This window comes from Streptomyces sp. NPDC047841, assembly GCF_040704085.1.
In the GTDB taxonomy this organism is placed as follows: domain Bacteria; phylum Actinomycetota; class Actinomycetes; order Streptomycetales; family Streptomycetaceae; genus Streptomyces; species Streptomyces argyrophylli.
The window spans coordinates 38,253-65,244 of record NZ_JBEYRP010000018.1; the positions used below are offsets into that span (position 1 = coordinate 38,253).

7 protein-coding genes and 1 pseudogene are annotated in these 26,992 nt (G+C 70.3%); 3 read left to right on the plus strand and 5 right to left on the minus strand.

Going from position 1 to position 26,992, the window contains the following annotated elements; genetic code table 11:
- Positions 1-276: 276 nt before the first annotated feature.
- Positions 277-1,212 (plus strand): pyridoxamine 5'-phosphate oxidase family protein, encoded by a 936-nt coding sequence (locus AB0947_RS29000; protein ID WP_366753291.1) that lies wholly within the window; start codon positions 277-279, stop codon positions 1,210-1,212.
- Positions 1,213-1,223: 11 nt separating this feature from the next.
- On the opposite strand, the pseudogene AB0947_RS29005 reads toward AB0947_RS29000, so the two are convergent.
- Positions 1,224-1,426, minus strand: a pseudogene (locus AB0947_RS29005) (UbiA family prenyltransferase); the annotation flags it as partial.
- 308 nt (positions 1,427-1,734) lie between these two features.
- On the opposite strand from AB0947_RS29005, the gene AB0947_RS29010 reads away from it, so the two are divergent.
- Positions 1,735-2,619, plus strand: a complete 885-nt coding sequence (locus AB0947_RS29010) for a L,D-transpeptidase family protein (RefSeq protein ID WP_366753292.1) — start codon at positions 1,735-1,737, stop codon at positions 2,617-2,619.
- A gap of 85 nt (positions 2,620-2,704) precedes the next feature.
- Here the strand turns inward: AB0947_RS29010 and AB0947_RS29015 are convergent, their stop codons facing one another.
- On the minus strand, positions 2,705-4,405 hold the full coding sequence (locus AB0947_RS29015) for an amidohydrolase (RefSeq protein ID WP_366753293.1): 1,701 nt from the start codon (positions 4,403-4,405) through the stop codon (positions 2,705-2,707).
- Between the two features lie 944 nt (positions 4,406-5,349).
- Between AB0947_RS29015 and AB0947_RS29020 the strand changes: the two genes are divergently transcribed.
- Positions 5,350-6,105 carry a dienelactone hydrolase family protein gene (locus AB0947_RS29020; RefSeq protein ID WP_366753294.1) on the plus strand — a complete coding sequence of 252 codons (756 nt, stop codon included), beginning with the start codon at positions 5,350-5,352 and terminating at the stop codon, positions 6,103-6,105.
- Positions 6,106-6,167: 62 nt separating this feature from the next.
- Here AB0947_RS29020 and AB0947_RS29025 read toward each other — a convergent pair whose 3' ends face one another.
- From AB0947_RS29025 to AB0947_RS29035, 3 genes are all read right to left on the minus strand, one after another.
- Positions 6,168-6,974 (minus strand): mycofactocin-coupled SDR family oxidoreductase, encoded by an 807-nt coding sequence (locus tag AB0947_RS29025; protein ID WP_366753295.1) that lies wholly within the window; start codon positions 6,972-6,974, stop codon positions 6,168-6,170.
- Positions 6,975-7,265: 291 nt separating this feature from the next.
- A complete protein-coding gene (locus AB0947_RS29030; protein ID WP_366753296.1) occupies positions 7,266-8,015 on the minus strand; it encodes a type VII secretion system-associated protein in 750 nt (249 codons plus the stop codon).
- A 59-nt stretch (positions 8,016-8,074) separates the two neighbouring features.
- Complete coding sequence (locus AB0947_RS29035) at positions 8,075-26,725, minus strand: hypothetical protein (protein WP_366753297.1); 18,651 nt, start codon at positions 26,723-26,725, stop codon at positions 8,075-8,077.
- Positions 26,726-26,992: the final 267 nt, after the last annotated feature.

Sequence of the window (26,992 nt, forward strand, 5' to 3'; positions counted from 1 at the left end):
CATTCCTCGTGCGCCGGAGCCGTGGCGGCCTCGGCGCTCCCATTCGGTCGAATGCGGCCGACCGGTCCGGTCGAACGCGGCCGGCCCGCAAATCCTTGCACATTCAAACATGTAGGTGAGAGTGCGGATTCGGTCATCCGCACATGTGTGGCTGATAGCCTGCCCGCAGCGGGCGGCCCTGCGTGCCGAACTGACACCCGGCGAGCGGCAGTTGACCACCACCCGTCATCGACACGTGTTCCCCGACCCACGTCTGCCCACCGGAAGAGAAGAACCGTGACAGTTCTCGACGCGGCCCCTCTGGACGTCCTGGAGGCCTACCGGACCTGCGAGTTCGCCACCCTCGGACGCGACGGCACCCCAGCCGCCTGGCCGACGGCCGCACGCCGGAACGAGAACGGCACCCTGCTGCTGACCACCTCCCCCGCCTTCGCGCAGAAGGCACTGAACATCCGCCGCGACGGACGCGTCGGCCTGCTCTTCTCCGACCCCACGGGCAGCGGCCTCACCGACGCGCCGCAGATCTTCGTGGGCGGCAGGGCGGAGTGCCCCGACGAGATCATGACGGGTACCGAAGGCGCCGAGGACTACTGGCGGATGCTCTTCGAACGGCAGCCGCACAGCCGGTCGTACGTCTCCGCCCCCGCGCGGTGGACGATGGACTGGTACTACCTGCGACTGCTGATCACGGTGACGCCCGAGCAGGTCGCCGTCCGGCCTCCGCTCACCGTGCCCGGGCCGCGGGAGAGCCGGCCGGACGCCGGCCCGGGCCCGCTGCCGGGCGCCGAGCAGCTGTCCCGGTACGCCAGCGCCGTGCTGGCGGCCCGCGACGCGTCCGGAGCGCCCGTGCTCGCCCGTACCCGGCCGGCGCCCACCGACGGCGGCTACGTCGTGGACGTGCCCGCCGACTGCGCCGCGGTGCCCGGACCCGCCTCGCTGCTGGTGCACCGTCACGACGCGCTGCTGAACAACATGCACAACGCGCTGGTCCGCGGCCGGCTGGAGACAGCCGGTGACCGACTGCTGCTGGTTCCGGAGAAGGTCGTGGAACCGATGGGCTCCGGGCGCGCCGGTGACGCCCTGGGCGTGCTGCGCCGTACGAAGCGGGCCACCGACCGCTACCTCGAACGGCGCGCGCTGCCCCGGCCCAAGGTGCGCTGGGACGAGTTCCGCGCCCTGGCCGCCGCCGCTCGCCGGGGGAGCGGCGACTGAGATCGCCGGACCGTCGTGACGGTGTGACAGGCCCGCGCCCCCGGACGGCGGCCGGGACGCCGAACCGCGCCGGCACCGACTTCACGCCGGTCGCGCGGTCGGTGCCGGCGTCCTGGCAGGCGTAGATCAGGTCGAAGCCGCCGATCCACACACCCACCGCGCAGCCGAGGATCACCGCGTCCCGGTTCCAGGCGCCGGTCCCGGCCGGCCAGCCCTTGCTCCACCGAAGGTCGCAAGGTGGCGACAGGTGTAAGGATCGCGTCGGTCCGTCCGCGGCTGCCCATACCAGCCGTGTGTGCCCCCGGGGACACCCGCCTGCGACATGAGTCAGCGCCGTGCCCTCTTCACACCCGGGACCGCGGTCGCTGTAACGTGTGATCGCCGGCCCGCGTGCGGCGGGCAGGGGCCTTCACGCGTATGACCTGTCCGCGGCCCGGCGGGCGCGACCCGGGCAGCACCGCACCCGCTCGCGCGAACGCCCACTCCGACCGAGAACCGTCGAGAAACGGGGATGTCCCAGACATGTCGTCATCCGACCAGCGTGGACACGGAGGCCGGCACCGCAAGCCCGCGCCCAAGAGCCGGCTGCTCGCCGGGGCCGGCCCACGGCTGCCGCTGCCGGTGGTCGCCCTGGTGGCCACCTTCTCCGTCGGTGCCTGCGGCGGCCCGGGCGGGGCCACCGGCGCCACGGCGGCCCAGGGCGGCCAGGGCGCCGTCCGGGTGGACCGGACACCGGACGGGACCCCTTCCGCACGGCCGTCCGCCCCGGACGCCACCCCCGTGCGGGCGGCGCAGCACGCCGACGGTGCCCGCGGGGGCCTCGCCGCCCTTCCCGGTCTCGGACCCGGTACGGCCGCCCGTGTTTCCGCCGACGCACAGCAGGTCGTGCTGGTCACCGGCGAGGGCAAGGATTCCTCCCGCTCCCGGGTGGTGCTGTACCGGAAGACCGCGACCGGCTGGAAAGGCGGCGCCGTCTGGCAGGCCCACAACGCCCTCCACGGCTGGACCACGGACCACCACCTCGGTGATCTCCGCTCGCCCATCGGCGTGTTCACCCTCAGCGACGCCGGCGGTCTGCTGCCCGACCCGGGCACGAAACTGCCGTACACGCGCTCGGGCGGGTTCACGGTCGGCGGTACCGGCTTCGAGGGCGAATCCCTCGCCGGGTCCTTCGACTACGTCGTCGCCATCGACTACAACCGCGTGACCGGCAGGTCCCCGCTCGACTGGAGCCGCCCGCAGGGCGCGGACAGGGGCGGCGGAATATGGCTGCACGTCGACCACGGCGGCCCGACCCACGCGTGTGTGAGCCTGTTTGAGGCACATATGAGGCAACTGCTGCGCACCCTCGATCCCGCGCTGCACCCGGTGGTCGTCATGGGGGACGCCGCCTCGCTGGCACGGTGACCGCCGCGTCCACCGGCGGGACACGGACCCGCCCGTGGCCGGGAGGAACCGGCCACGGGCGGCATGTGCGCGGGCGCGACGGACGTCAGGTGACGGGCGGGAGGCTGGGGCCGGTGGTGCCGAGCTGCTCGGTGGACACCACCGGGGGCACCGGCCACGTCACGCCCTTCGGCGGCCAGCTCTGCCCGGTCGCCTTCAGGAAGCCGGCCGGCGGCTCGTACAGCGGCGGCTGGTTGCCGTCCGGGATCATCGACGCCCATGCGACGCCCTCGGTACGGTCCTTGAACTCCTGCTTCATCGCGTCCAGCCGCTCCGGCTGCTCGATCAGGTCGATCGCGGCCGCGGCCAGGTAGCGGGCGGCCGACAGCAGGGCTTGGTGCCCGATGTTGGTGGCCGCCGTCGCCGTGACACCCCAGTTGTGGTTCGGGATGCCGGGCGGGTAGGCCGCGGACAGCAGCACGGCGGTGGGCGCCTGCCAGCTGATGTCGGCGGTGTCGGTGGCCAGCCCGCCGGTGTACGCGGCCGCCGGGGGAGCGAGCGGGGTCAGCTCGGTCGGCATGCCCACCTCGGGCTTGCCCAGCGACTTCTGGATGCTCTTGGCCAGGGCGTGGTCGGCGTCGGTGAACCTGGGGGCGCCGATCTGCTGCATGTTGTCGTTGAGCAGTTCCGCGCCGGCCTTGTTGGCCAGCAGGTTCCACGTGGCGGAGTGGAACTTGTGCACCAGGCGGGTCTGGCTGGCCTGGGCGGCGGCCTTCCCGCACTCCACGATCTTGTCGTAGAGCACCCGGGCGCGGGCCGGGCTGCCCTCGCGGACGAAGAACCAGATGGAGCACATGTCCGGGGTCACGTTGGGCGCGCCGCCGCCGTTGATGATCGCGTAGTGGAACCGCCCGGACGGGGCGACGTTCTTCTCCCGCAGGTACTCCGACATCGTGGCCATCAGCAGCGCACCGTCCAGACCGCTCTTGTTGCCGAGCGGGGTGCCGCCGTGACCGGAGGCACCGAGGAAGGTGAAGGTGGCCGAGATCAGCGCGCTGGTGGTGTTCCAGAACGGCACCGTGATGTTGAACGGGTGCCAGTCCAGGAACGCGTCGAGTCCGTCGTACACGCCTTCCTTGACGGCGTACGCCTTGCCGACGAGCTGTTCCTCGCCCGCGCTGCCGAACAGCTTGACCCGGGCCTTCAGGCCGCCCGCCCGGATCGCCTGGGCGACGGCGATCGCGGCGGCGGTGCCGCCCGCGCCGAGGGTGTTGTGGGCGTCGCCGTGGCCGGCGCCGTAAGTGGGGCCGTAGGCGTCGTAGTTGTAGACGAGGGGGTCGTGGCTGCCCACACCCTTCTTCTGGGACAGGCCGGGCAGCGCGTCGTACTCGGCGTTGAAGCCGAGGACGGGGCCCTCCGTGCCGTAGGTGGCGACGAAGGCGGTCGGGAAGCCCCCCGCGCCCCACTCGACGGTGAAGCCGTTGTCCTTCAGCAGCCTGGCGTGGGCGAGGGAGGACTTCCACTCGCGCAGCGACAGCTCCGCGTGCTGCCACACCTCGTCGCTCAGCTTCTTGACCGCGCCCTCGTTGGCCGAGATCCAGTCGAGCGCCGTCTGCTTGGCGGCGGTGTTCTTCGCCAGCCCCTTGGGGGCACGGTACGAGGTCGGAGAGACACCGGTCTTCTCGTCGTACCCGAGCGTCGCGGCGAGCACCGGGTCGGCCTGGAGGAGGGTCGCGGTGGTCGCGGTGGCACCCAGCCCGAACATCTTCAGCAGGCGTCGGCGGCCGGGGTGGAAGTCGTCGTTCACGTCAGTCTTGTCCTCGCGGTGTGAGGGCAGAGCCGGGCCACCGGCTCCGTGACATGTGGTCGTGGCATGTCGCCGGACGATCATATGTGTCTAAGCGGAGAAACATCAGGCGTTCCCGGCTCCAACCCGGTTGTGTGTACGATGAGTTCGCAGCGGGACCCGGAGGCGGGCGGACCGTTCCGGAGCCGAGCCGGCAGGTGTGAACCTTCCGGGGTGCCTGATCCGTTGCCGTATGGGAAGCTCCGCCGCACGATCGAGGTGCGGCGGATCCGGCGGCCGTTCCCTCTCCCCCGGCGGAACGGCCGCCTCCCGCCGCGCGCGCCACCGCGCTGCACGTCCCCTGGACCCGCGATGGGCACCGCCGACACGACCGCGCGGCGGGCGGGCCGACCGCTCGTCCTCGCGTCCCCGGCGTCGCCCGGCGGCTACGCCCTGGAACACCGGCGCGACGGCAGCGCCGTCCTGTGTGACCGCGCCCAGGGGTGCGACCTGTGGCACGTCGGCGTCCCCGGGACGGCGCCGGGGCGGCTCACTCTGCTCCACGACGGGCCGCTGATGCCGAAGGCCTGGCCCGGAGTGCCCGTCTGGATCTCGGGCGCTCCGAGCCCCCGGGCGGTCGCCGCCATGATCACCGACCAAGGGCGCGCGCTGGAGCCGGGATCCGGTGACCGAGGCCGAGCTAAGCCGTCCACCGCCCTCCTGGCGGCCGGGGTACGGCCGGGCGGAGAGGACTTCGGCGGGGCGCACGCCGGCACGCCGGTGCCGTGTTCGGCATGTGGTCCGAGCAGAGGCCCGTTCGCGACCCGCCGGGGCGGAGAAACATATGTCGATCGGTCATGGCGAACGGGAATCGCGGGACACACAGGTGTGTTCGTCATGTGTGAGCAGGGCGGTGTGCCGTGGTGCCGCCGCCCGTCCCGACCGCACCGAAAGGCTGCCCCGCCATGAGCGCCCTGAGCCGAACCTCCGTGGACATCGCCACCGCCGACGGTACCGCCGACGCGTACCTCGTCCACCCCGACGACGGGACGGCACACCCGGGTGTGCTCGTGTACCAGGACGCGTTCGGGCTGCGCCCGCACCTGAAGGCGATGGCCGACCGGCTGGCGGCGTCCGGCTACGCGGTGCTCGTCCCGAACGTCTTCTACCGGCACGGCCCCGCCCCGGTCGTGGAACTGCCCGAGTTCATCGACATGGAGGCCCGCCCGGACATCGTGGAGAAGATCGTCCCGGTCATGGAGTCGCTCACGCCGGACCTGACCGAGCGCGACGCCGGGGCCTACCTGGCCTGGCTCGCGGACGCCCCCTCAGTCGCGGAGGGACCGGTGGGCGTCACCGGCTACTGCATGGGCGCCCGGCTCGCGCTGTACACGGCCGGCACCCATCCCGACCGGGTCGCCGCGGCGGCCGGCTTCCACGGGGGCTGGCTGGCGAGCGAGGCGCCCGACAGCCCGCACCTGCTCGCCGGCCGGGTCAGAGCCGAGCTGTACTTCGCGCACGCCGACGACGACCCGTCGATGCCCGAGGACCAGGTCAGGCGCCTTGAGCGGGCACTCACCGAGGCAGGCGTCAAGCACCGGTGCGAGGTCTACGAGGGCGCGCACCACGGCTACACCCAGTCCGACACCGCCGCCTACGACCCCGCTGCGGCCGAGCGCCACTGGACCGAGCTCCTCGCCCTGCTCGCCCGCACCCTCTGAGGGCGCGGAGCGCGGGTCATGTTCGGGATGCCGGTCCCTTCGGTCCCTGTGGCGGTGCACGGTCAGTGACTGATCAGGCCGGCGTTCACGGGCATGGCCGTACCGGTAACGTACCGTGACGCGTCGGACGCCAGGTACAGCACCGCGTTGCTGACGTCCGCGGGCTCGACGGTGTCGGCCCCGAAACCGTGGCGGAACGCGGACTCCCCGCAGGTGCCCGCCTGGACGTCCGCCACCGCGTGCAGCGTCTGCGGCATGCCCGTTCCGGACACGCCGGTCGGGCGGACCGCGTTGACGCGTACGCGCTCCTCGATCAGTTCCGCGGACAGCGAGCGCACCAGTCCGAAGACACCGTGCTGGGAGGCCGTGTACGCCTCCGCGCAGGGCAGGCCCTCGACGCTGGCGACCGAGCCGGTGACCACGACCGAACCGCCGCCGCGGGCCCGCAGATGGGGAATCGTGGCGACCACCGTGTTCCAGGTGCCCGTGAGGTTCACACCCAGCACGGCCTCCCACTGCTGCCCGTCAGTGTCGTCCCAGCGTCCGAACGCCGCCACACCCGCGTTGGCCACCACTATGTCCAGGCCCCCGAGCGCGGCGACCCCGGCCTGAACCGCCTCCGTGAGGGCCTGCCGGTCCCGGACGTCCACCTCGGCCGTCACGACCCGGCGACCCGCCTTCACCACCAGGTCCCCGGTGGTGCGCAGATCGTCGAGGGTGGCCATCGGGTAGTCGATGCCGGCGACCGGTGCGCAGATGTCCAGCGCGATGATGTCGGCACCCTCCTCGGCGAGACGGACGGCGTGGCTGCGGCCCAGTCCGCGTGCCGCGCCCGTAACCAGTGCGATCTTGTTCTCCACACGTCCCACTACCGTCTCCTCGAAGAAGATGTGTGTCCGCCGCCCAGGGGGCGAGGCCGTCCACCGAGCCGGTGCACGACCGGCGGGCCGGTCCGGCCGGCTTGGGGAGCCGGGGTTCCGGCCCGCTCACTAGGGACACGGAATCCGGGGGCGCCGGGGATCACATGTCCGTCGCGGGGCACGCGAGGCGGCGACCGGACGCCGTCCCGGCCATCAAGGCGTGGACTCCAGGGTGCCCGGGTCCTCTCGGCCGGGTCGGTACGGCGGGCGGTGTTCGCCCGCCGTCGCCGGCCGGAGGGGTCAGGGACCGACGGGGGCCTGCAGTGACTCCTCAGCTTCCGCGGACTGTGTGGGCACGGGCACGAAGGGCGGTTCGAGGCCCGGCGACAGGTCTTCCGGACGCTCGGCTTCGGCCGATGCCCGGGCCAGCGTTTCCCGCAACGCCTCGGTCCGCACGCGCATGGCGACCGGGCCGGCGGGGTTGAGGTAGAACTCGTGGCCGTCCGGGAGCCCGTCCAGCAGCTCGGCGACGGGCGCCGTACGCGCGGTCAGACGACCGACGCCCAGCATCTGGTCCGCGGCCGTGTAGACGGGTACCACCTCGGCGCCGTCCTGGGAGAGGGCGGTGACGAAGGACCCGTCCAGCGTGGTGAGGACGGCGACCTCCTCGGCGTCGACGAGGGCCCGCAGGACTGCTTCGACCGGCCCGTGTCCGGTGGCAGCCCACTGCATCGCCTGGTCGACCGGGTCCGTAGGTTCGGGCCAGCCCAGCGCCAGTGGCGACGGCCGGTACGCGTCGTTCGCGCGCCAGGCGACGATCAGCCCTCTGGAATCGGTCTGCCACTCACCGACGATTGCCCACGACGGCACGTCGTCCTCGTCCGCCCAGAAGGGATCGACCTCCGTGAGCCACTGGCCGCGCGCGAAACGGGCGGCGCTGATGATCTCCGGCGGCGGGATGGGCAGGGTGATGGAGTCGGAGTCGTCATGTGCGTCGTCGGTGGGTGCCGGATCCATGTTCCGCCCGGCAAGTGCGTGCTGTTCCGTCATGCGCAGTTCCTGTCACATAGAAAATGGATGGTGGCGATCGACTCGGTGCGGGATTGGCCCTACCTGTTCGGCAGCGCTCCTCCAAAGGCCGTGTACATGGCCATGATCTCCGGGTCCACACGTTGTCCCTTGACCAGACGCAGGAATACTTCCGCAACGAATTCCAGCGCGTTCTGCCCGGCGTATCCGGGCATCGCGGCACTGGTGGTGGCGCTGGCGGCGAGCCGTTGCGTCTCGGCGTCGATCCACTTCGCAGCACCCACTTCTTCGTAGAGAGCGAGGTTCCGGGTGAAGTGCAGAGCGTGACCGATCTCATGTATGAGGGCGTCCTCGCTCACGTGGCTTTTGGCGAGGATCATGATCGTCGACGGGGGCAGGAAGAGGGCCACCCGGCCGTCATGGAGAAGCGACGGTATGCCGTCGGTGTCGATCTTGTGTTCCTCCACCACCTTGTTCTCGTTGATGACGTAGTGCGTGTTGTTGTAGCGCGAGACGTGCACTTCCAGTTCAGGTACGTCAAACCTGGCGAGGATCCGCCGGACTGCCGCCGTGTATGTCTCCACCGCATGGCTCGTGAATGCGTTGCTGGAATCCGAGTGCACCGTGAACCGGGTGTTCCCGACCTTGTACCTGGTGGCACCCCGCCTCCGCGACGCGGCGTCCTGGTGGCTGTTCGGGTGCCTCTCCTGATACGCGAAGAACGATTGCAGCGCCGGATGGTGGTTCGCCAGGTAGCCTTGCTCATAACCCGACAAGGGGGCTGAGCGCTGTGTGACGGACCCCTTCCCCAGGGCCTCCGTCAGAAGTCGGTGGCGCTCCCTGTAGGTGTCTTCCCAGGTGTGGAAGTACTCCAGAACGACAGTGCCTTCCCTCCCCGTCGGGTGATTCCTGTAGCGCGGCGCCTCACTCCACGGCTTGGCGCTCTCGGGCTTCATGACCAAGTATTTGTGCAGGTCGGGTGCCATGACTGGCCCCGGGTTCTGTGTCGCCTGGTGCGACACCGCACGCGGAGGCTGCGGGTTCTGCCGCTGCGGACCGTCCGAGCGCCGCGGTGCCCTGTGCGGCACGGCCGTCTGATGGGGCGCCGGGTGACCGGGAGGCTGCGCGTACATCGCGCCCTGGGGGTGGACGTGTGTCGGGGCGTACACCTGCGGACCGCCCTGCGGCGGCGCGCTCACGAAGTAGGGCTGGGACGTGCCGTAGGGGTTCGTGAGGGGCGGATTGTGCCCGGTGCCCGGCCGTGTCCTCGATGAGCCACGGCCACGCGGCGGCTCCGCGTGGAATCCGGACGCCGAGGGCGGTCGTCCGGGCACGCCGCTTCCCCATGACGCCTGCTGGCGGGCCGGCTGGACGTGCACCGGGCCCTGCGCGTGGGAGGGATGCGCCTGCGGGCCACCGTGCCACGTCTGGCCCACACCCATCGCCTGGAACGGGCCGACAAGGCTGTTGACACTGACCTGGCTCGGGTTACGGCGGTGGCCTGTGGCCGGCGCGCCCGTCGGGTGGTGCTGAATGGTGCCGTAAGGGCTTTGCTGGTACTGGTGAGGCGCTGTGTCCGGGCGGGCCGCCGAAGACGACCGGTGCCGGGACGGGCCGGCGGCGTACGGTCCGGCCGCGGACGGCGGGCGCTGCGGCGTCGGGCCGGTCCAGGGCACCTGGTGCCCGGTGTACTGCGGGTGCATCGTGCCCTCGGCGAGGGGCAGGCTGTCTTTCCGCGCACCGTTACGGGAAACCGAACGCCTGAACGTGTCTCCGATGCGGCCGAAGATGCCGCGCGTCTTCGAGCGGCCCCGCTCCGACGCGCTCGCCACCGACACCTGGCTGCGGTGGCTTTCCCGGGTGTCCGAGCGCTCCATTCCGTACCCGACGTCGAGGTGCCCGACCGAGCTGTTCCGGCCCTGATGCTGATACACGGGTCCCGATGGCGTCTGGTTCCGCGTCCGCTGGTCCAGACGATCCCGCAAGCCCCTCACAGCACTGGTGTACTTGTTGCTCGACCGCCCTGCGAGTGAGTCCAAGTACGCGTCGATACTGTGATGGACGGCGTCGAGGGACCCGCGGTGGTGAACCCAGGCTTCCAGAGCGTCATAAACGCCGGCGAAGTGCCTGTTTCTCCGTGCTTCCGGCGGAGTGTTCGAGAGCCACCTCGTGAAATAGGCGTCGGACGCCGTCGCTTGGTGCGTGCTCATGGTCGCGGGATGCGTTCCGTGGACCGGCTGTGCCGAACCCTCCCCGGTCTCCTGAGGAAGGGGCGCGCGCTGGGATATGTCCCCTGTCTTCCGCTTCAGCAGCGGCATGCCGCCGCCCAGGCCGGGTCCCTCGTACGGCTGCACCTCGGGCAGTGGTTCGCCGTTCGTGATCTCGTACCAGTGAGCCTCTGCCTCGGACAACTCGTGACCGGCCCGCACGTAATCGTCGTACGCCTGTGCCATGCGTGTGCCGTCGACATCGGTGGACGTGCCCAGGTGCCGCCCGTGCTGTGCCTGTACCTCCTCCAGCACGGACTCCGCGTGGGCCAGGTTGCGCCGGGCTTCGGTGATCGCCGCGCCCGCGTCGATCACCGCCCCTTCGTCCCGGGTGTCGTCCTCCCCGTCGTGGGCACGTTCCTTGCCCTTGCCCGTCGGAGTCCTGGTGACGCCCTCCTCGCCCGGCGGCACCGGGTTGTTCGCGCTGTCCTCGGTCAGGCCGGTCCCGCCGGCATCGGCGGGGGTTTCGCGGACATGAGGCGACGTGAGGATGGAGAAGACCGAGTCGACGATGGCCGGGACGGTCGTCTCGCCGGAAGGCGGGACGCTGTCAGCGGGTGTGCGTGACGCTTCCGCACGAGGCTGGTCGCGCGGGTCGGGCGAGAGGCCAGTGGTGCCGGAGCGACGCGGCTGTTCGGGGGCGTCGACGGTGAGGGGCGCGCGATCGGCGAAGGTGCCGACCACCAGGTCCCGGACCTGGACAGTCGTGGCGTCGATGACGGCGATGTGCTGGTCCGGCCCCACGATGACGTCCACCATCAGCCCCGCGGAGGCACCCGGCCGCTGCTCGCCCGGCTCGTGGAAACCGTGTTCGGCGCCTTCGGGAGTGGTGGAGAACACCGTGAACGCGGTCGAGTCGACATCGTTGTGCCGGGGGAACTCCTCCTGGCCGACGGGGAGCAGGTTCACCGGCTCACCCTCGTATCCCGCCCGCGGAGCGGTCAGGGGCTGTACGCGATGGAGGACCAGTCCTCCGTTGAGGAACCTGGTGACCAGCCGAGCCACGTCGGGGCTGACAGCTCCGCCACTGATCTGGCTGTCGCTGATGTACACGGTTCCGCCGTCGGCGGTGTCGAAACGGTGGAACCCCCCCTCGCCGATCATCGGCTGGGTCACGTCGCCGAGGAGCACACCTTCGCTCACCGGCGTGGGCCGGGTGCCGGCTGTGTCATCACCGAGGCCGTCGACCGTGAGGGGCCCCGGGTCTTCCGTGAGCGGGTCGGCCGTCCGCCGGGTGTTCCGGAACTGTTGCCGCACCCAGTCGGAGAAGCGGGTGTCGAGTTCCTCCGGGTCGTGGCCGGTGGCACGGAGGATCTCCGTGGCAGTGGTGAGTTCCTGCTCGTGCTGTTCCAGGGCGGTGCCGGCCTGGTGGGCGTCGGGGCCGACGGCCATGCCGCGGTCGTCGCGCGGGGCGGTGTCGTGCTCGTCCCGGGCGATCTGGCGGGCGTGGTGGGCGCGTACGTACCGTGACCAGGCGTCCAGTCGTGTGGCGGGCTGGTCGGGGGAGGCGGGCTGCCAGTCGGGCAGACGGGTGCCGTGCTGGTCCAGTTCCAGTTCCGTGGCCCAGTGCCGGGGGTCGATGCGGAGGGCGTGCAGGAGGCTCTCGCCGTCGGCGGCGGACTCGTTGTCGAGGACGAGGTCGTCCGCCTCGCGTGCGATCTCGTCGGGGAACCGTCCGTCCCTGGCGACGTGTTCGCGCAGTTCGTTCTCCGTCAGCGGTGCGAGCTGCCGGTAGCGGCTCCAGCTGTCGTCGTAGCGGAAGCCGTAGCGGTGTCCGTGGACGGAGTCCCAGTACGCGGCGGAACGCAGGAGTTCGTGCAGCGAGTGGTGGCCCAGGACGAGGCTGTGTCCCAGCAGGCCCAGCCGCAGGCCGTCGAGATCGAAGTTCCGGCCGGTGTGTACCTGGAGCCGCCAGGCCATCTCCAGCAGCAGCGTCATCGAACCGGACGTACCCGTGGCGACGAGGGCTCCGGTGCCCTGACCCTGCGTGTGCAACGGCGCCTCCACCGGGAGATGACTGGTGTCGGCGGCCCTGAACCAGTGGAGGTGTTCCCGGCCCGACGCGTCGGACCTGACCGCCAGCGCGCGCTCGGCCTCGCTCAACGGAGGCACGACGTCTTCCGGGCGGAGCTGCGGCGAGTCGTCGTCGCGGTAGCGCCGCCAGGAACGCTCGTGCTGGATCTCGGGGAAGTCGGAGTAGCCGGGCAGAGGGATGTGCGACCGCAGCGCCTGGGCGTTGGACGCGTTGAAGAGCATGGTGGCCAGTTCCCGGATGTTGCCGGAACGGATCACCTCCCGCAGGACCCGTACGTCTCTTCCGACGCTGCCGGCCATGCTTCGCGAGGTCGATCCCAGCAGGGGAAGCCGGTCGGGGTTGTGTGCTTCGAGGACGTCCCAGACGGCCTTTGCCACCTCGCGGAGCGACCGCAGTGCCCTGGGATGCTGGACCAGATAGCGGCCGAGGTTGTTCTCGAACTCCGCGGACGCTTCCGCATACCGGATGGCGGCCAGATCCGTGGCCGCCTGCACCGGATTCGGGGAGGGAGCACCCGTCTGCGGGGCGGAACGCCCGGGAGGTTCGTATCCCCAGAAGGCGATGAGGGACTGTTCGATCTGGTGGGCCATTTCGTCCGCGGAGTTCCCGCCGTCGAAGATCCTCGCCGCGTCCCGCAGGATCACAGGCGGGAATCCCTGCTCCAGCAGGAGCCTGGGCAGCACGACTCTGATGTTGATCCACTCGTTGCCGGTCGTGAACGGGTGGATCACCATGAGCGAGCGCACCGTACGGGCGATGGTGCTCAGAATCGCGTGGTCATCGCCGCTGTCAAGCGTTTCGAGGGTCCGGTAGTGCCTGCTGAAGACGGCATCGATCAGAGCGGGGGCTTCGCGGACGTCGTACGCGTTGTGCATGACCGCGCCCCCGTGTGGGGAGCTGCTGACGACGGTGAGGGGAGGGTTCTGCTTGTCGAGATCGCTCCTGCCGTCCATGGCCACGACGAGCTTCCGCCCCAGGAACTGTTCGTCGAAGAGTTCCGCGCTGAGGTGTGCCGAACCGATGGGGAAGGCGGAGCGGGAATCACCCGACCACCGGGTCGCGCCGCCCATGTGCTTCGTGAGGAGCTTGTGGAGACGCTCGTATCCTCGCGCGTCCATGTGCTGCGTGAGGGCGGACGTGTCGTCCAGGGCCTCTCGGTACACCGCGGTGATGCCACGCAGGTAGCCGGGGTGCCTGCGTTCGTAGTACGCCCCGGGATCGCCGCCGGTGGTCGCGTCGTTCTGCGCGGCATGCGTCGCGGCACCGTGGTCGCTCCGGTCGATGAAGAACGTCCACCAGTCCTTCTCCGGGGCGAAGCCGGAGAGTGCGTCCAGCGCCTGCTCGGTGTCCGCAGTTTCGTCCTCGGTCCGTGCGGGCTCGGGGGAGGGCGCGGTGGGGGGAACCGGGTGACCGGCCCGGCCGTCATCCGCCTCCTCGTGTCCGGCGGGTTCCGAGGGCGGACGCGAGGCGGGGCCGAGTCGTTCCTCCAGGAGGCCGTTGAGGCGTTCAGCGATGGTTTCCACCGAGAAGCTGCCTTGGAAGAGGACGTGGAAATCCTCGTGGTAGACGGGTGGATAGCCGTGTTGGAGGAGGAGTTTGGGAAGGACGAGGCGGATGTTGAGGCGGCTGTTCGCGTCGGTGAAGGGGTGGATCACCATCAAGGCGCGGATGGTTCGGGCGATGGCCTTGAGGTGGGCGGTCCGGTTGTCCCCGGCGCTTGCGATCTCCTGGTAGTACCGGTCGTAGATGGCGTCGACCAGCCGTGGTGCCTTGGCGGGTGCGTGGTTCGTGTTGAGTACGCCGAAGCCCTTGGCGTAGGTGGTGATGGGCTCGCTGTCGAGGTCGGGTGCGTAGGGTGCGACCAGCCGCTGGCCCAGCAGTTCTTCCTCGAGGATGTCAGGGCTCAGGTCGGCGTACCGGACGATCCGGCCTCTGTCGTCGCGCGTCTCGTTCCGCAACGGGAAGCTGGTCTTGTTCTCCGACCAGGTGAACTTGCCCTGGATGCCGCCGGTGAGGATGCCGTGGATCCTGCGGTGTTCGGTCGCGTCCATGCGCCTGGCGAGGGATTCCTGGTTGTCCAGGACGTCGCGGTAGGCGCGGATCATGTTCTTCTGGTAGCCGGGGGAGCCCTTGATGGCGGGGGTGCCCGCGTCGAAGTACAGGCCGGGGTCCCGGTGGAGTTCCGGACGGTAGCCGGCGTGCTGCACCGCGTCGCTGTGCACGGACGGGTCGATGTAGAGCCGCCACCAGTCCTTCTCCGGCGTGTGCTCGGACAGCAGCTTCGGCTTTGTCTCTCCGGGGACGTCGGAGGGAGGCGGCTCCTCCTCGCCGCTGGTCATGGCCCTGGCGATCTCGTGGGCGATCTCCGCTGCGGTGTGGTCGCCGTGGAACATGGTCTGGAGTTCCACTGATGTGACGGGCATGAACCCCTGCTCAAGCAGCAGTTTGGGCAGAACCACATGTTCGTTGAGCGTGTCGGGTTCCTGGGCGAGCCGGAGAACGGTGAGTGCGCGGGTGGTGCGGGCGATGGTCGTCAGGACTCCCATCTCGTCCGCCGGGTCGGTGGCCGCGATGTCCTGGTAGTGACGGGTGAAGACCGCGTCGATCAGGCGCGGGATCTCGTCGCGTCGGTAGTTGGCGACGAGGAAGGTTCCTTTGTCGTTGCTGACGACCCGTACGACGGAGTCGTCCGTCCCGGCGGGGTCCGCGTCCCTGCTGATCAGTGGCCGGCCCAGCAGCGTCTCTTCCAAGAGGTCGGAGCTCACGTGTCCCGACTCGGGGGCGGGGCCGCCCCAGCCCTGCTGCGACCACGGGATCTGATCGTCGCCGTCCAGGCCCTTGACCAGGGTGTACAGCCGGGCGTACTGCCCGGAGTCCAGGGGCGTGGCCATGGCCCGGGGGTCGTCGAGGATCGTGTGGTAGACGTCCAGCATCCGCTGCTTGTGGCCGGGCGAGTACCTCTCGTAGTAGTCGCCCGGGTCACCCCGGTGGCCGGCGTCGCGCCACTCGCTCTCCACCGTCGCCTGATGCGACGCGGGGACGTAGATCTCCCACCAGTTCCGCTCGGCGACCATCTCCGACAGGAGCGCCGGGCCCCCCGGTTCCTCACCGGTGTCCGACGGCACCGGCGCGGTGGCCGCCGCGGTCCCGTCGTCCTGCTGCCGCGCACCGTGCGGGGGTGCGTCCGGATCCGCTGCGGCCGCCTCATCCGGGTTCGGTTCATCGCGGAGGGCGTCGGCGCCGACGTGGTCCGGACGAGCACCGCCGGCCGTCCTGACGGGAACACCGGTGGCTTCCACGGCGATGATCTGGCCGGCCTTTTCGCGGGTGGTCATGCGCTGCCATACGGCCTGGTCGAAGTGTGCCGCCGCCTGCCGCAGGGACTCCCCGAAGTCGCTGTCGGAGACATCACCGTGCCGGACGCCGCGCTTCGCCGCGTACTCCATTTTCAGATCGGTACGCGGATCGAGGGAACCACGCGTCGCGGGCCCGGTCGCGGCGTCTGCTCCGTCCGGTGTGCGCAGGGGGGTGTCCTGGTCCGCCGGGCCTGAGGCACGCGGCGGCACTTCGGAGACCCGGGCCGCGGACCCGTCACCGTGGCTCGTGCCGGTGGGGTCGTCGAGGGTGAGGTAGGTCTTGATGACGCCCTTGAGTATCTGGTAGCCGCCGGCGTCCTGGGCGTGCACGCGCAGGGGGCGGTTGACTTCGAAGTTCTGCGGGGTCTGCTCCAGGATCTTGTAGGAGCCGTGTTCCGCGAGTCCGTCGAACGCCTCCAGTTCGAACGCGTCGCCGAGGGCGGAACCCTTGCCGGCGAGCGCGGTGTCCGCGTCGAGAGAGGGCGTGTCCGCGTTGTTGCCCCACTCGATGCGCTTGCTGGAGTTGTAGTACCAGTCGCGGGGACGGAGCAGCCAACTGCGCGGGGCCTGGATCGAGTCCATGATCCCGTCGACGCGGTGGGCGAACGCCTGCTGGTGCATCGCCAGGGCTTTGACCCTGCCGTCGAAACCGCGCTCGGCCAGGTAGGCACCCAGGTAGTGCTGCGCGGAGAACAACGAACGGCCGCTTTGGGTGTAGTCGATGAGCACGATGTCCTTGCCCGCTTCGAGATGCGGTCGGACGAACTCGTCGAAGTGCGCGGCGAGCATCCGGCGTTGATCGTCGCTGAGCGGCGGACGGCCTTTGAAAGCGTTCCGGAAGATCGACCGTTCGCCGTCCGCCGGAGCAGGGAGGAAGTCGGACAGCGGGATCGACTGGGCCGGGTGGCCGGTCGCCTGGAGGGCGGCGATGATCGCCGCGGGGCTGCGGCCCAGCCCCAGGTAGAAGTGCCCCTCGGGCGGATACTTCGCCGTGATCAGGGCCGACGTCTCGACGACGGCGTCGATCACCGTGTCCTGACTTTCCTGAAGCTGCCGGTAGGCGGCCAGCCTCAGGTCCCTGAGCAACTGCCCCGCGTCGTGTTCCTGGTAGACGACCTCGCCGTCGCGGACTCCATACAGGTGGTCGTCGACCGCGTCGCGTACCGGGCCCGGGGGAACGTACAGCCCCGCTTCCTTCAGCCAGTCCCTGACCCTCCTCGGTGTCAGACCGGCCTTCTGGCCGTCGAGCACACGGAAGACACTCGTCGAAGGCTCGTACGGACGCCACGAGAACGTGATCATCGAACTGCCGTCGGGGCGGGTGACCCGGCTGGGCGCCAGCCGCTCGCTCGGAATTCTCCACGGCACCGCCTCGGCACCGGAAGACGTCCCGGTCGTGGCCGGCCGGGTACTGCCGCTGGGCACCTGCGCGGGCGCTGTCCCGTCGCCGGGCGTGGGCCTGGACGACGAGCCCGTCGCCGGCGCGTCCGACGGAGCGGGACCGCCGCCTTCCACCGGTTGTCCGGGACCGGCGCCGGGACCCTTGGGCACCGCCGGGGGAAGGTCCAGCTCGTCGCGCCGGGCACGGGCGTGACCGTCGGCCAGGGCGGCGGCCGTCACGGGGTCGTTCCGGTGCTGGGCCAGGATGCCGGCCACCTCGGTCAGCACCGTGTAGGCGGCGGGGTGAGTGTCGGCCAGCCCCCCGCCGATCCGCGGCGGCATGTCGATCACGGAACCGACGATCCCGGACGCCCGCGTGACGATATGGCGGTACGAGTCGCCCAGTTCCTCCTGCAACCGCTCGTGAGCCTGGTCCGCCTGTTCCGGCGACAGCAACCGCACACCGTCGTCCGTCTCCGGCCCCTCGGACGGGACCTCACGGCCCTTGCCCTTGTCCGCCGACCGCGTGTCCGGCCCCTGCTGGGTGCCCTGTTCGGCCGGGTCCGGCTCACGGGACGGCGAGTGCGTCTCCAGCCCCTGGAGCCAGGCGGAGAAGCGCCCGTCGAGTTCTCCGGGGTCATGTCCCGTGCTGCGCAACGCCTCCTCGGCGGAGGCGAGTTGCCGGGTGTGTTCCTCCACCTGTGCGGTCGCTTGCCGCCGTTCCCGCTCGCCGTGGCCGTCCGGGCCGGCCTCGGTGACGGTGTCCTGCCCGGGGGGACGCAGGAGGTTCCTCTGTTCGACGGCGATGTCCAGGGCGTTCTGCGCCCGCAGGTACTGCGACCAGGCGTCCAGACGTGTGGCCGGCCTGTCGGCGGACTCCGGATGCCATCCGGGCAGAGGGTTGCCGTGCCCGTCGCGTTCGAGTTCGGCGGCCCACCGCCGGGGGTCGATCCCGAGCGCGTGCAGGATCGTCTTGCCGTCGGCGACGGACGCGTCGTCCAGGCGGGAGTCGCGTACGCCCAGGGCGATCTCGTCGGGGAACAGCCCGTTCTCGGCGACGTGCTCGCGCAGTTCGGTCTCGGTCAGCGGCGCCAGATGCCGGTACCGGTTCCACGCGTTCTCGTAGCGGAGCCCGAGATGACCGTCGTGCGCCCTGTCCCACAGCTCCGCCGACCGCATCAGCTCATGCAGCGTGTGATGGCCCGCCTGAAGGTTGTGGCCGATCAGTCCGAGCCGCACCTCGTCCAGGTCGAAGTTCTGGCCGGTCACTTCCTGCAGACGCCACACCGTCTCCAGGACCAGCGCCAGGGAACCGGAGGTGCCGGTGGCGACCAGGGCTCCGGTGCCCTGCCCCGCCTGGTGCAACGGGCTGTCCAGTGGCAGCTGCTGCCTGTCACTGGCCGCCGACCACAGCAGGTACTCCCGCCCGGCGGCGTCGGTCCGCACCGACATCGCCCGCTCGGCCTCGCTGAGCGGAGGCACCACGTCCTCGGGACGCGTCGGCGGCCGTTGGCCGAAGTGGGGCTGCCGCCAGATGCGTTCCTCCTGGATCTCCGGGAAGTCGCCGTAGCCGGGTGCCTTGATCAAGGGAGCCAGAGCCGAATGGGAGGTGGCGTTGTACAGAAGCGTGGACAATTCGCGGAGGTTGCCGGAACTGACCACGCTTCGCAGGGTGTCGACATCGACTCCGACACCGCCGACCGCGGAGTCGGAAAGCGAGCCCAGCATGTAAAGTTTACCCGGATTGTTCTCCTGGAGAACATCCCATACCGCCTGGGCGGCCTTCCGGGTCGCTTCCAGCGCCTGGGGGCGCTCCATCAGGTACCGGCCGAGCCGCTTTTCGAACGAGGCCGCCGCCGTGGCGTACTCGATGGCAGCCAGGTCGCTTTCCGGCGCCGGATCATCCGCTGCTTCCTCATGTGTGGCCAGCTCCGGGTCCAGCCGAAACGCCGGACCGCCGAGCTTCTCCGTGATGAGGCCGTCGATGATGTCGGTGATCTTCTCCAGTGAATATCCACCCTGGAAGATCTGATGGAAGGCGGATGAATATACGGGCGGCAAGCCGTTTTCGAGCAGGAGTTTGGGCAGGATCACGCGCATGTTGAGCCTGCTGTTCGCGTCGGTGAACGCGTGGATCACCATAAGGGTGCGGACGGCGCGCCCGATGGCGGTGACAACCGCGCGCCGGTCGCCGGGAGCCGCTTCGCCGACTTCCTTGTAGTAGCGGTCGTAGACGGCGTCGACCAGGCGGGGTGCGCCGCCCTCCTCGTGTCTGGTCATCATGAGACCGCTGGTGAAGGAGGTGATCGGCTGTTCGCCGTGGACGTTGTAGTTCTTGGCCACGGGGCGGCCCAGCAATCTCTCCGAGAGCAGGTCTGGGCTCAGTTCGACGGCCCTGCGCAGCGGGAATGCCACGCCGCCTTCCCCGGTCCATCCGAAATTGCCCTTGACGTCCCTGGTGGCGAGTTCGTGGAGCTTCTTGTGCTCCGTCGAGTTCAACCGCTTGGCGATGAACGTCTTGTCGTCCAGGGCCGCCTTGTAGGCGGCTATCATGCTCTGCTGATAGCCGGGGGAGGGCTTGTAGGTGCTGTCGGGGAGCTGCACATCGAAGTAGCGTCCGGGGTCGCGCTGAAGCTCGGGGATCTTGAGGAGGTCCCGCTTCGCCAGTCGGTGGGCGTTTCCGGTGATGTAGAAGTTCCACCAGTCTTTCTCGGGGTAGTAATCGGAAAGCGTCTTGAGTTCTGGTGCCGCCTTCTGTTCGGTGGGGTCGGATTCTTCCTGTGCGTCATAGATCTTGATGACGGCGCGGGTGATCTCTTCGGCGCTGTGGTCACCTCTGAACATGTGTTCGATATCGGACGAGACGACCGGAGGGAGTCCCTGTTCGAGGAGGAGCTTGGGAAAGAGCAGGTAGTGGTTGACTGTTGCGGAGGGAGGGTCGACGGGGTTGAGGAGGCTGAGGGCCCGGACGGTGCGAGCGATCGACATGATGATCGCGTGTTCGTTCTTCGTGCCTACGCGCTCCATCTCGCGGTAATGGCGTTCGAACACCGCGTCGATCAGGGCCGGCGCCTCGTGGCCTTGGTAGCGGACCATGATGGCGGGAGTGGCCTCGTCCGACACGACGGTGAGCAGGGCGTCACCCGTATAGGGCCAGGCGTCTCCCAGGTGCCGGGTGATCAGCGGCCGGCCGAGCAGCGTCTCCGAGAAGAGATCGGAGCTCACGTAGTGGGAATCCGGAAGATCGGTGAGCCAGCCGAGATCGGACCACCCGAGCGCATCGGCCTCATGGCCCGTCACGACCTGGTGCATACGGACGTAGTCGGCTGAGTTCACCGGCTTGGCCACGGCCTGCGGATCGTCCAGGAACTCGTGGTACGCGTCCGTCATGTGCTGCTGGTAGCCGGGGTCGGTCTGCTCGTAGTAGCCGCCCGGATTACCGAGCATCCTGGGATCCGTCAGGGAGGCGTTCGCTGCCTTGATGAGGTCATCGGCCCTGATGTAGACGTTCCACCACTGCTCTTCGTCCAGGAAATCCGAGATCGGCTGCGGACCGAGGAACTCGTCCTCGCCGTCCCCCTCCTCGGATTCCTCGAACACCGGCTCATGGGGCTCCTCGGACGTGTGGGAGGTACCGCCGGGAAGGCGGGAGGGCCCGGCTCCCGGCGTGTGCGGAGCGATGTCGTCGAGCGGGTGCGCGCCGCCGGACCTCCGCAGAGGGCCGCCCGTGGCCTCCACGGCGACGATGTGCCCGGCCTTCTCCCGGGTGGTCATGCGTCGCCATTCGGCGTCGTCGAAGTGCGCCGCGGTCTTCCGCAGGAACTCGTCGAACGCGCTGTCGGAGACGTCGCCGTGGCGGATGCCGCGTTGCGCGGCGTACGCCATCTTCAGGTCGGTGAGCGGGTTCAGCGGTGTGTGGACGGGAGGCGTTTCCCGCATGGCGTTGCCCGCCGCAGAGGGGGTCTCCTGGTGCGACGCCGCGGTCTTGCCGAGGATGCCCTTGCCGAAGGGTGTGGACGGCTCCCAGTCCATGTGCGCCGCGTGTGTCACCGCCATGTCGTTGCCGGTGCCGAGAGCGTCCGGCTGCGGTCCGCGCGGCGCGACTCCGTCACCGCGGGACGTGGCCTGCCCGGCCGTGCCGGTCCGGACTGACTGCTGCTGGTGGGATGCGATCCAGGCCCGCTGCTGCACCGAGCGGCTGCTGTTCCAGATGTGCGGGAAGGAGGGCAGGACGTGGGTGACGAAGTCGTCGTACATCTGGGCCGGGCCGCCGTCGTATTCGTTCGGCTTGTTGCTCAGGAAGCCGTCGGCGTACGTCACGTACGCGGCGGTGGCGGAGTCGACCGTCTCAGGGTGCCGCCGCAGGGGAGCGGTGGCCGCCGCGTACTTCCGCATGACGTGGCGCAGGCGGTCCGCGTCGAAGTCGGCCCGGCTCTGCACGGCGCGCTCGTCGAGCCCCAGCTCCCGTCGGATCAGCTCCACGTCCGCGTGACCGAAGCCGTGTTCCTTGGCGTAGGCCATGACGGGTTTGCGCCACCGGGAGTTCGGGTCGGGCGGCTGGTACGTCCCCCGCAGCTCGGGCTTCACCTCGAAGTCCTTGGAGTACCGTCCGGACGCGGTCGGCGGCTCGGAGACGACGATGCGCTCGTACCCGGGGGCGAGGCCTCCGCTGCTGGTCCGCCCGTAGCCCGCGTCGTGCCACGCCTGCATGCGGACGGAGCCGGTCGAGCCGTCATCCTCCAGGTAGTGGACGTCGTGACCGATCAGCGCGACGGCCTCCAGGTTCCCGGAGCGGAAGCCGACGTGTTGCACGCCGTGCCGCCGGTTCAGGTGGTCGTACAGGCGGAACTGGCCGGTGCGGGTGTCACCGCCCCAGGCGCTCAGCGCGGCGTCCTTCCCCCGCCAGAAGCCGGTGAGCTGGTGGATGTCCTCGGTGCCGAGCTCGGCACGCATGTCCCGGACCAGCTCGTCCCACTTGCCCTCCTTGCCCTGGCCGGGGTGCGGGTCGCCGGTGATGATCACCGCCTTGTAGTCCTTCGCCAGGTTCCGCAGGAGCTGCCGCGTGCCCTCGAAGCTGGTGTCGTGCTCCATCCGGCTGCGCAGACCCGACCAGTTCGTGGACTTGCCGGTGAAGCGGGACCACAGCACCAGCACGTCCTTCTCGCCCTCCGGGATCCGCACCCCCCGGCCGGCGAGCCATTCGGTGATCTCGGTGTCGCGGTGGTCGTCCAGCTTCCACGCCGTGCGGATTCTCGTCCGCAGCTCATCGGAGAAGTGGCGGGCGACGAAACCGGTGCCGTCCGTGACACCCCACAACTCCTTCTTCCGGTACATGGCGCTGAACTTCTTGTCGATCTTCCACTGCACCTGGGCGATACGGGTGGCCTCCTGGTTCAGCGGCTTCCAGACCTTGCCCTGCTCCAGGCTCGGGAGCTCCAGCCTCCAGATGCGGTCGGGGTGGATCCCGCTCTCCAGGTAGAAGGCCTCGATGGAGCGGGACTTGTCCCGGACCGGGTCGTGTCCGGGAAGGCCGGGACCGGGGCCGCCCGCGATGAGCACGTGCATGTGGGGCTCGTCGAGCAGCATCGCGAGGATGCCGAACTGGTCGCCGGACGCGTAACCGGGGTGCATGACCAGCGAGTTCTCGGGTGCGTAGACGGGCGGGCGCAGGGTCTGGCGCACACGTGGGTCCACGGCCGGCGCGTGCGCCGCGGACGGCCTCGGGGCAGGCTGTGCCGACGCGGGCCTCCCGAACGTCCGGGGCCCGCCTGGACCGCGAGAGGGGCCGGCCTGGCTGTTTCTTGCGGGACGGCCGTTGGGTTTCGTGCGTGTGGGGCCGGCGCCGAGGCCCTTGGGTGTGGCGGGGGGCAGGCCGTGTGCGGTGCGGAGGCCGACGGTGTGCTGGTGGGCCAGGGCCGCGCCCGCGTCGGGGTCGTGCAGGTGGTCGGCGAGGATGCGTACGGCGTCGGTGAGGGCCGAGTAGGCGGCGGGGCGGGTGCGGGCGAGGCCCCCGTCGAGGTGCGGGGGCATGTCGATGACGGAGCCGGTGATCGCGGAGGCGTCGGAGACGATCTCGCGGTAGGTGTCCTCGTCCAGCTCCGCCCGAAGCCGCTCGTGGATCGCGTCCGCCTCGTCCGGCGACAGCAGCCTGGTGTTTCCGCCCGACGCGTCGGGCTCGGTCGCACGGCCCTTGCCCTTGTCCACCGAACCCGGGGCGGCCTCCCCCGGCTCCGAGCCCCGCACGGCCGGCCCAGGGTCGGCCGCTCGTCCCGGGCCGGCCGGGGACGGCTCCCGCACAGCCGTCGACAGGGACTGGTCGCGGACGGGCGACGGAACGGAATCGGCCACGTGCGTGGCGGAGTCGTGCGGGGTGCCGGTCTGACCGCTGATGGTGAGGCGGGTCTTGATGAGGCCCGTTGCGATCGGTGATCGCAGGGGTGGCTCGGCGACGTGGTGCCCCGAGGACGACGTCTCCGTCACCTGCGTACCGGTCCGGCCGGGCTCGTTCGGCTCGTTCAGCCCCTCGGAGCCGCCCGCGAGAACCCGTGGCGGCGCCTGGTCCAGGTCCAGTTCGTCGCGCAGGGCACGGGCGTGGGCGCCGGCCAGACGGAGGCCCGTCCGGGGGTCGTCGTGGTGCTGGGCCAGAACGACGGCCACCTGGGTCAGGACCGAGTAGGCCGCGGGATCGGCGTCGGCCAGGCCCCTGTCCAGACTGAGCGGCGTGTCGACCACGGATCCGGTGATCCCGGAGGCCTGGAGGACGATACGGCGGTATACATCGGGGTCCAGCTCCGTCCGAAGCCGCTCGTGGATCGCGTCCGCCTCGTCCGGCGACAGCGGCCTGGTGCTCTCGTCCGGCGCGCCGGGCTCGGTCTGACGGCCCTTGCCCTTGCCCGTGTCCGCGGGAGACGGTGTCTTTGTGCCCGTGTTCGCGTCCGACCCGGAGACGGTGACACCGGCGGACCGCGCCCGCTCCACGGTGTCTTCCACCTCCCGCGGGGTTCCCCGCAGCAGCTTGTGGGCGACGATCGCCACGTGCCGGTCCACGGGGGACAGGCCGCCGAAGTCGCCGGCGTGCTCATCGAGCCGCGTGAGCAGTCCGTCCGTGTGCTCCGGGGATCCCCCCAGACGTACGTACGCCTCCGTCACCGCGGCCCGCAACGGGGCGGGGAGCCCGCGGTCGGCGGACGCCTTTCCCCAGAGCCGTCCGAACGACCGCAACGCGTCGGTGTCCTCCCGGTCACCGTCGCCCCGGCCGGTCGCCGAGTGCTCGGTTCCCGGACGGGACGTCGTTCCCGTGCCGGTCGCGGAGGGCACGTCACGCTGCGGACCGGTTGTGTCCGGCGAGGCGTCGTCGTGGGCGGGGGTCCGCGACCGGGTCCCGTCCGTCGCGTCGACGGGACCGGCCGCGGCGTCCTGGCCGCGCGTCGTGGCCGTCTCCGGTGCCGGGGCCGGGTGCGGCGTACCGGAAGCGGGCGTGGAGCCGTCCCGTGCCGGTTCCGCAACGTCCGCGCGTTCCGTCGGCTCGTCGAGGTGCCCGGCGGACTCCTGCACGGTGGCCGGAGTCTCCTGCGCGGCCTGGGTCTCGTGCGCGGTGGCCGGGGTCGCCTGCGTTGTGGCCGGGGTCTCGTGCGCGGGGGGCGTCGGCTGTGACCCCGGGTTCTCCGGCTCCCGGCGTCCGGGCCCGCCGGTGCCGCCGGAGGAACTGGTGGACAGCCGCTCGGGCCCGGTCGAGCCCGGCTGCGACCCGCGGGTCTCCTGACGCGAGGTACCGGCCGCCGGCCTGCCGGTGCTGTCGCTCTGGGTCTCCGGGCGGCCCGGGTCCCCTCCGGCCGTGCTCGTGGTGCTGATGCGCGGCGGGGCGGACGGGGGAGTCTGCCCCGCCGCGGGCGCACCCGGACGCTGCGCGGGAGTTCCGGCTGCCGTGCCCGTGCCCGTGCCCGCACCCGTACCGGCGGTCGTGGTGGAGCCGGTGCCGGAACTGGTGGGCAGCGGCCAGCCCGTCTGCGTCTGGTGGGGGGCGGGGGTGTCGAGAGCCGTCTGAGGCCCTGCCGCACCGAGACCCTCGGGGAGGCTGACGGCCGGGGCGTTGAAGGCAGGGAAACCGAGGGCGGGGGTGTCGACGGACGGCGGTGTGAACGGGTTCGGGGTCGCTTCGCTGTACGTGGGCGGGGGGGTGAACGCCGCGTTGTAGGTCCCACCGAGGCTGGAGTCGCCTCCGGTCGGGTACGGGGTGTACTGGGGCGGGGTGGTGAGGTCGTCGGGGGCTGCCGTGTTGAACTGCCCAGGGGACAGCAGCAGTTGGGGCAGTTTGAGGCTGGGGCCGAGAGAGCTCCTGATGACGCTGTGGACGGCGCCCAGGACGGGATGCTTGGCGTGGCCGAGGACGTCGCCGCCCAGCGCGCCGAACGTGGTCTCCTTGCTGGTGGTGAACTGGCCCTGCTCGATGTAGTTGACGACGGCCTCGGACAGGTTCTGGTGGGCCATGCTGAAACCGGTGTCCAGCATCAGGTGCGGCGGCTTCTCCTTCCACACCGACGGCATCGCCTCGGCCACCCCGTCCGACAGAGCCGTGCGCAGCGGCTGGTACGGCGCCCCGAGCTTCTCCATGGGATCCAGCGCCGACTTCAGCGCGCCGGCCAGGTTCCTGCCGCCGCCCCCGTGCGCCATGAACGCGTTCGCCCACTCCGCGCCCATCTCCCGGGCGACATCCGGACCCAGCCGGGAGCCGAAGGCCCGCTCGAACTGGTCGCCGACCGCGTGCTGGAAAGCGTCCTGGGCGTCCTTGGAGACGACACTGTGGGTGAGTTCGACCCGCATCGGCACCGTCAGCTTCGCCAGTTCGGGACCGAACGTGCCGCTGAGGTCGGCCAGGTCCTTGACCAGCGGGGCGTCGGCCAGGCCGGCCCCGGTCTTCACGGCGGTCGTGGTCCCGGGCGTCACCGCCCCCGTCAGGTCCGAGACGGCGGACCTCGTGGGAGTCGACGTCGAAGGATGCTTGAGGGCGTTCTCGATCGACTCCTGCATCGACTTGACGGCCGCCGGTGAGAACCCCTTCGAGATCAGCTTCTTGATCGGCCCGGTCACCAGCGGCACTCCCGCACCGATCGCACCCTGGACCGCACCCGAGAGCACCGCGCTGTGCCGGTACTGGTCCCCCTGCGAGGTGTGCTCGCCCCCCAGCGCCAGGATCCACCGCGCCAGCCCGTCCAGCGCCGTCGACAGTGCCACGTTCGTCACCATCGTCATCGCCGCATGCGTCAGGAACCGCCGCAGCGTGTTCCCGAACAGGATCTTGAACAGTTCCTTCAGCAGCGCCTGTTCGACCGCCGCCCCGATCGGGTTGAACTCCCACATGATCAGGGTGATCGCCCACTCCATCAGGAACGCCAGCACCTGGAGAACGATCATCAGGTTCGTGTAGTCCAGCTGGTACGCGAACTCCCCGGCCCCGTCCGCCAGCTGCGCCGCCGTGTCCCGCAACCCCGAGATGTAGTCCGCTCCGTCCCCCGACAGGAACGTCTTCATCGCATCCACGTACGCCTTGGGCCAGTCACCGTTGGCCCCCTGCGCCGTTCCGCCCGCGACCTGCGCCACCAGGTTCTGGAACTCGTCCAGGTACTTCACCAGCTCAAGGTGCGGAACCTGGACCTCGTTGCGCATCCGCTCGGACGAACCCAGGGGCACGGACATACCCGCAACGAACACCACGATCGGGTTGTACCAGGGCTCCTCAGTCACAACATCCCCACAGACGCGAACTCATCGATCGGCAACCGGTCACCGGCCCGTCGAGCGTGACACCTCACACAGGACGGAACTCACCATCAGTTATACGCGTCGATACATGTACGGGGTTCACACGTCTCGAATGCGGAGCACCTGCTCGGCGGGATGCGGCCGCACTGCGCAGGCGGGATGAGTCGTAACTCACACGTGCTGTACCCTGCGGTACTCGGA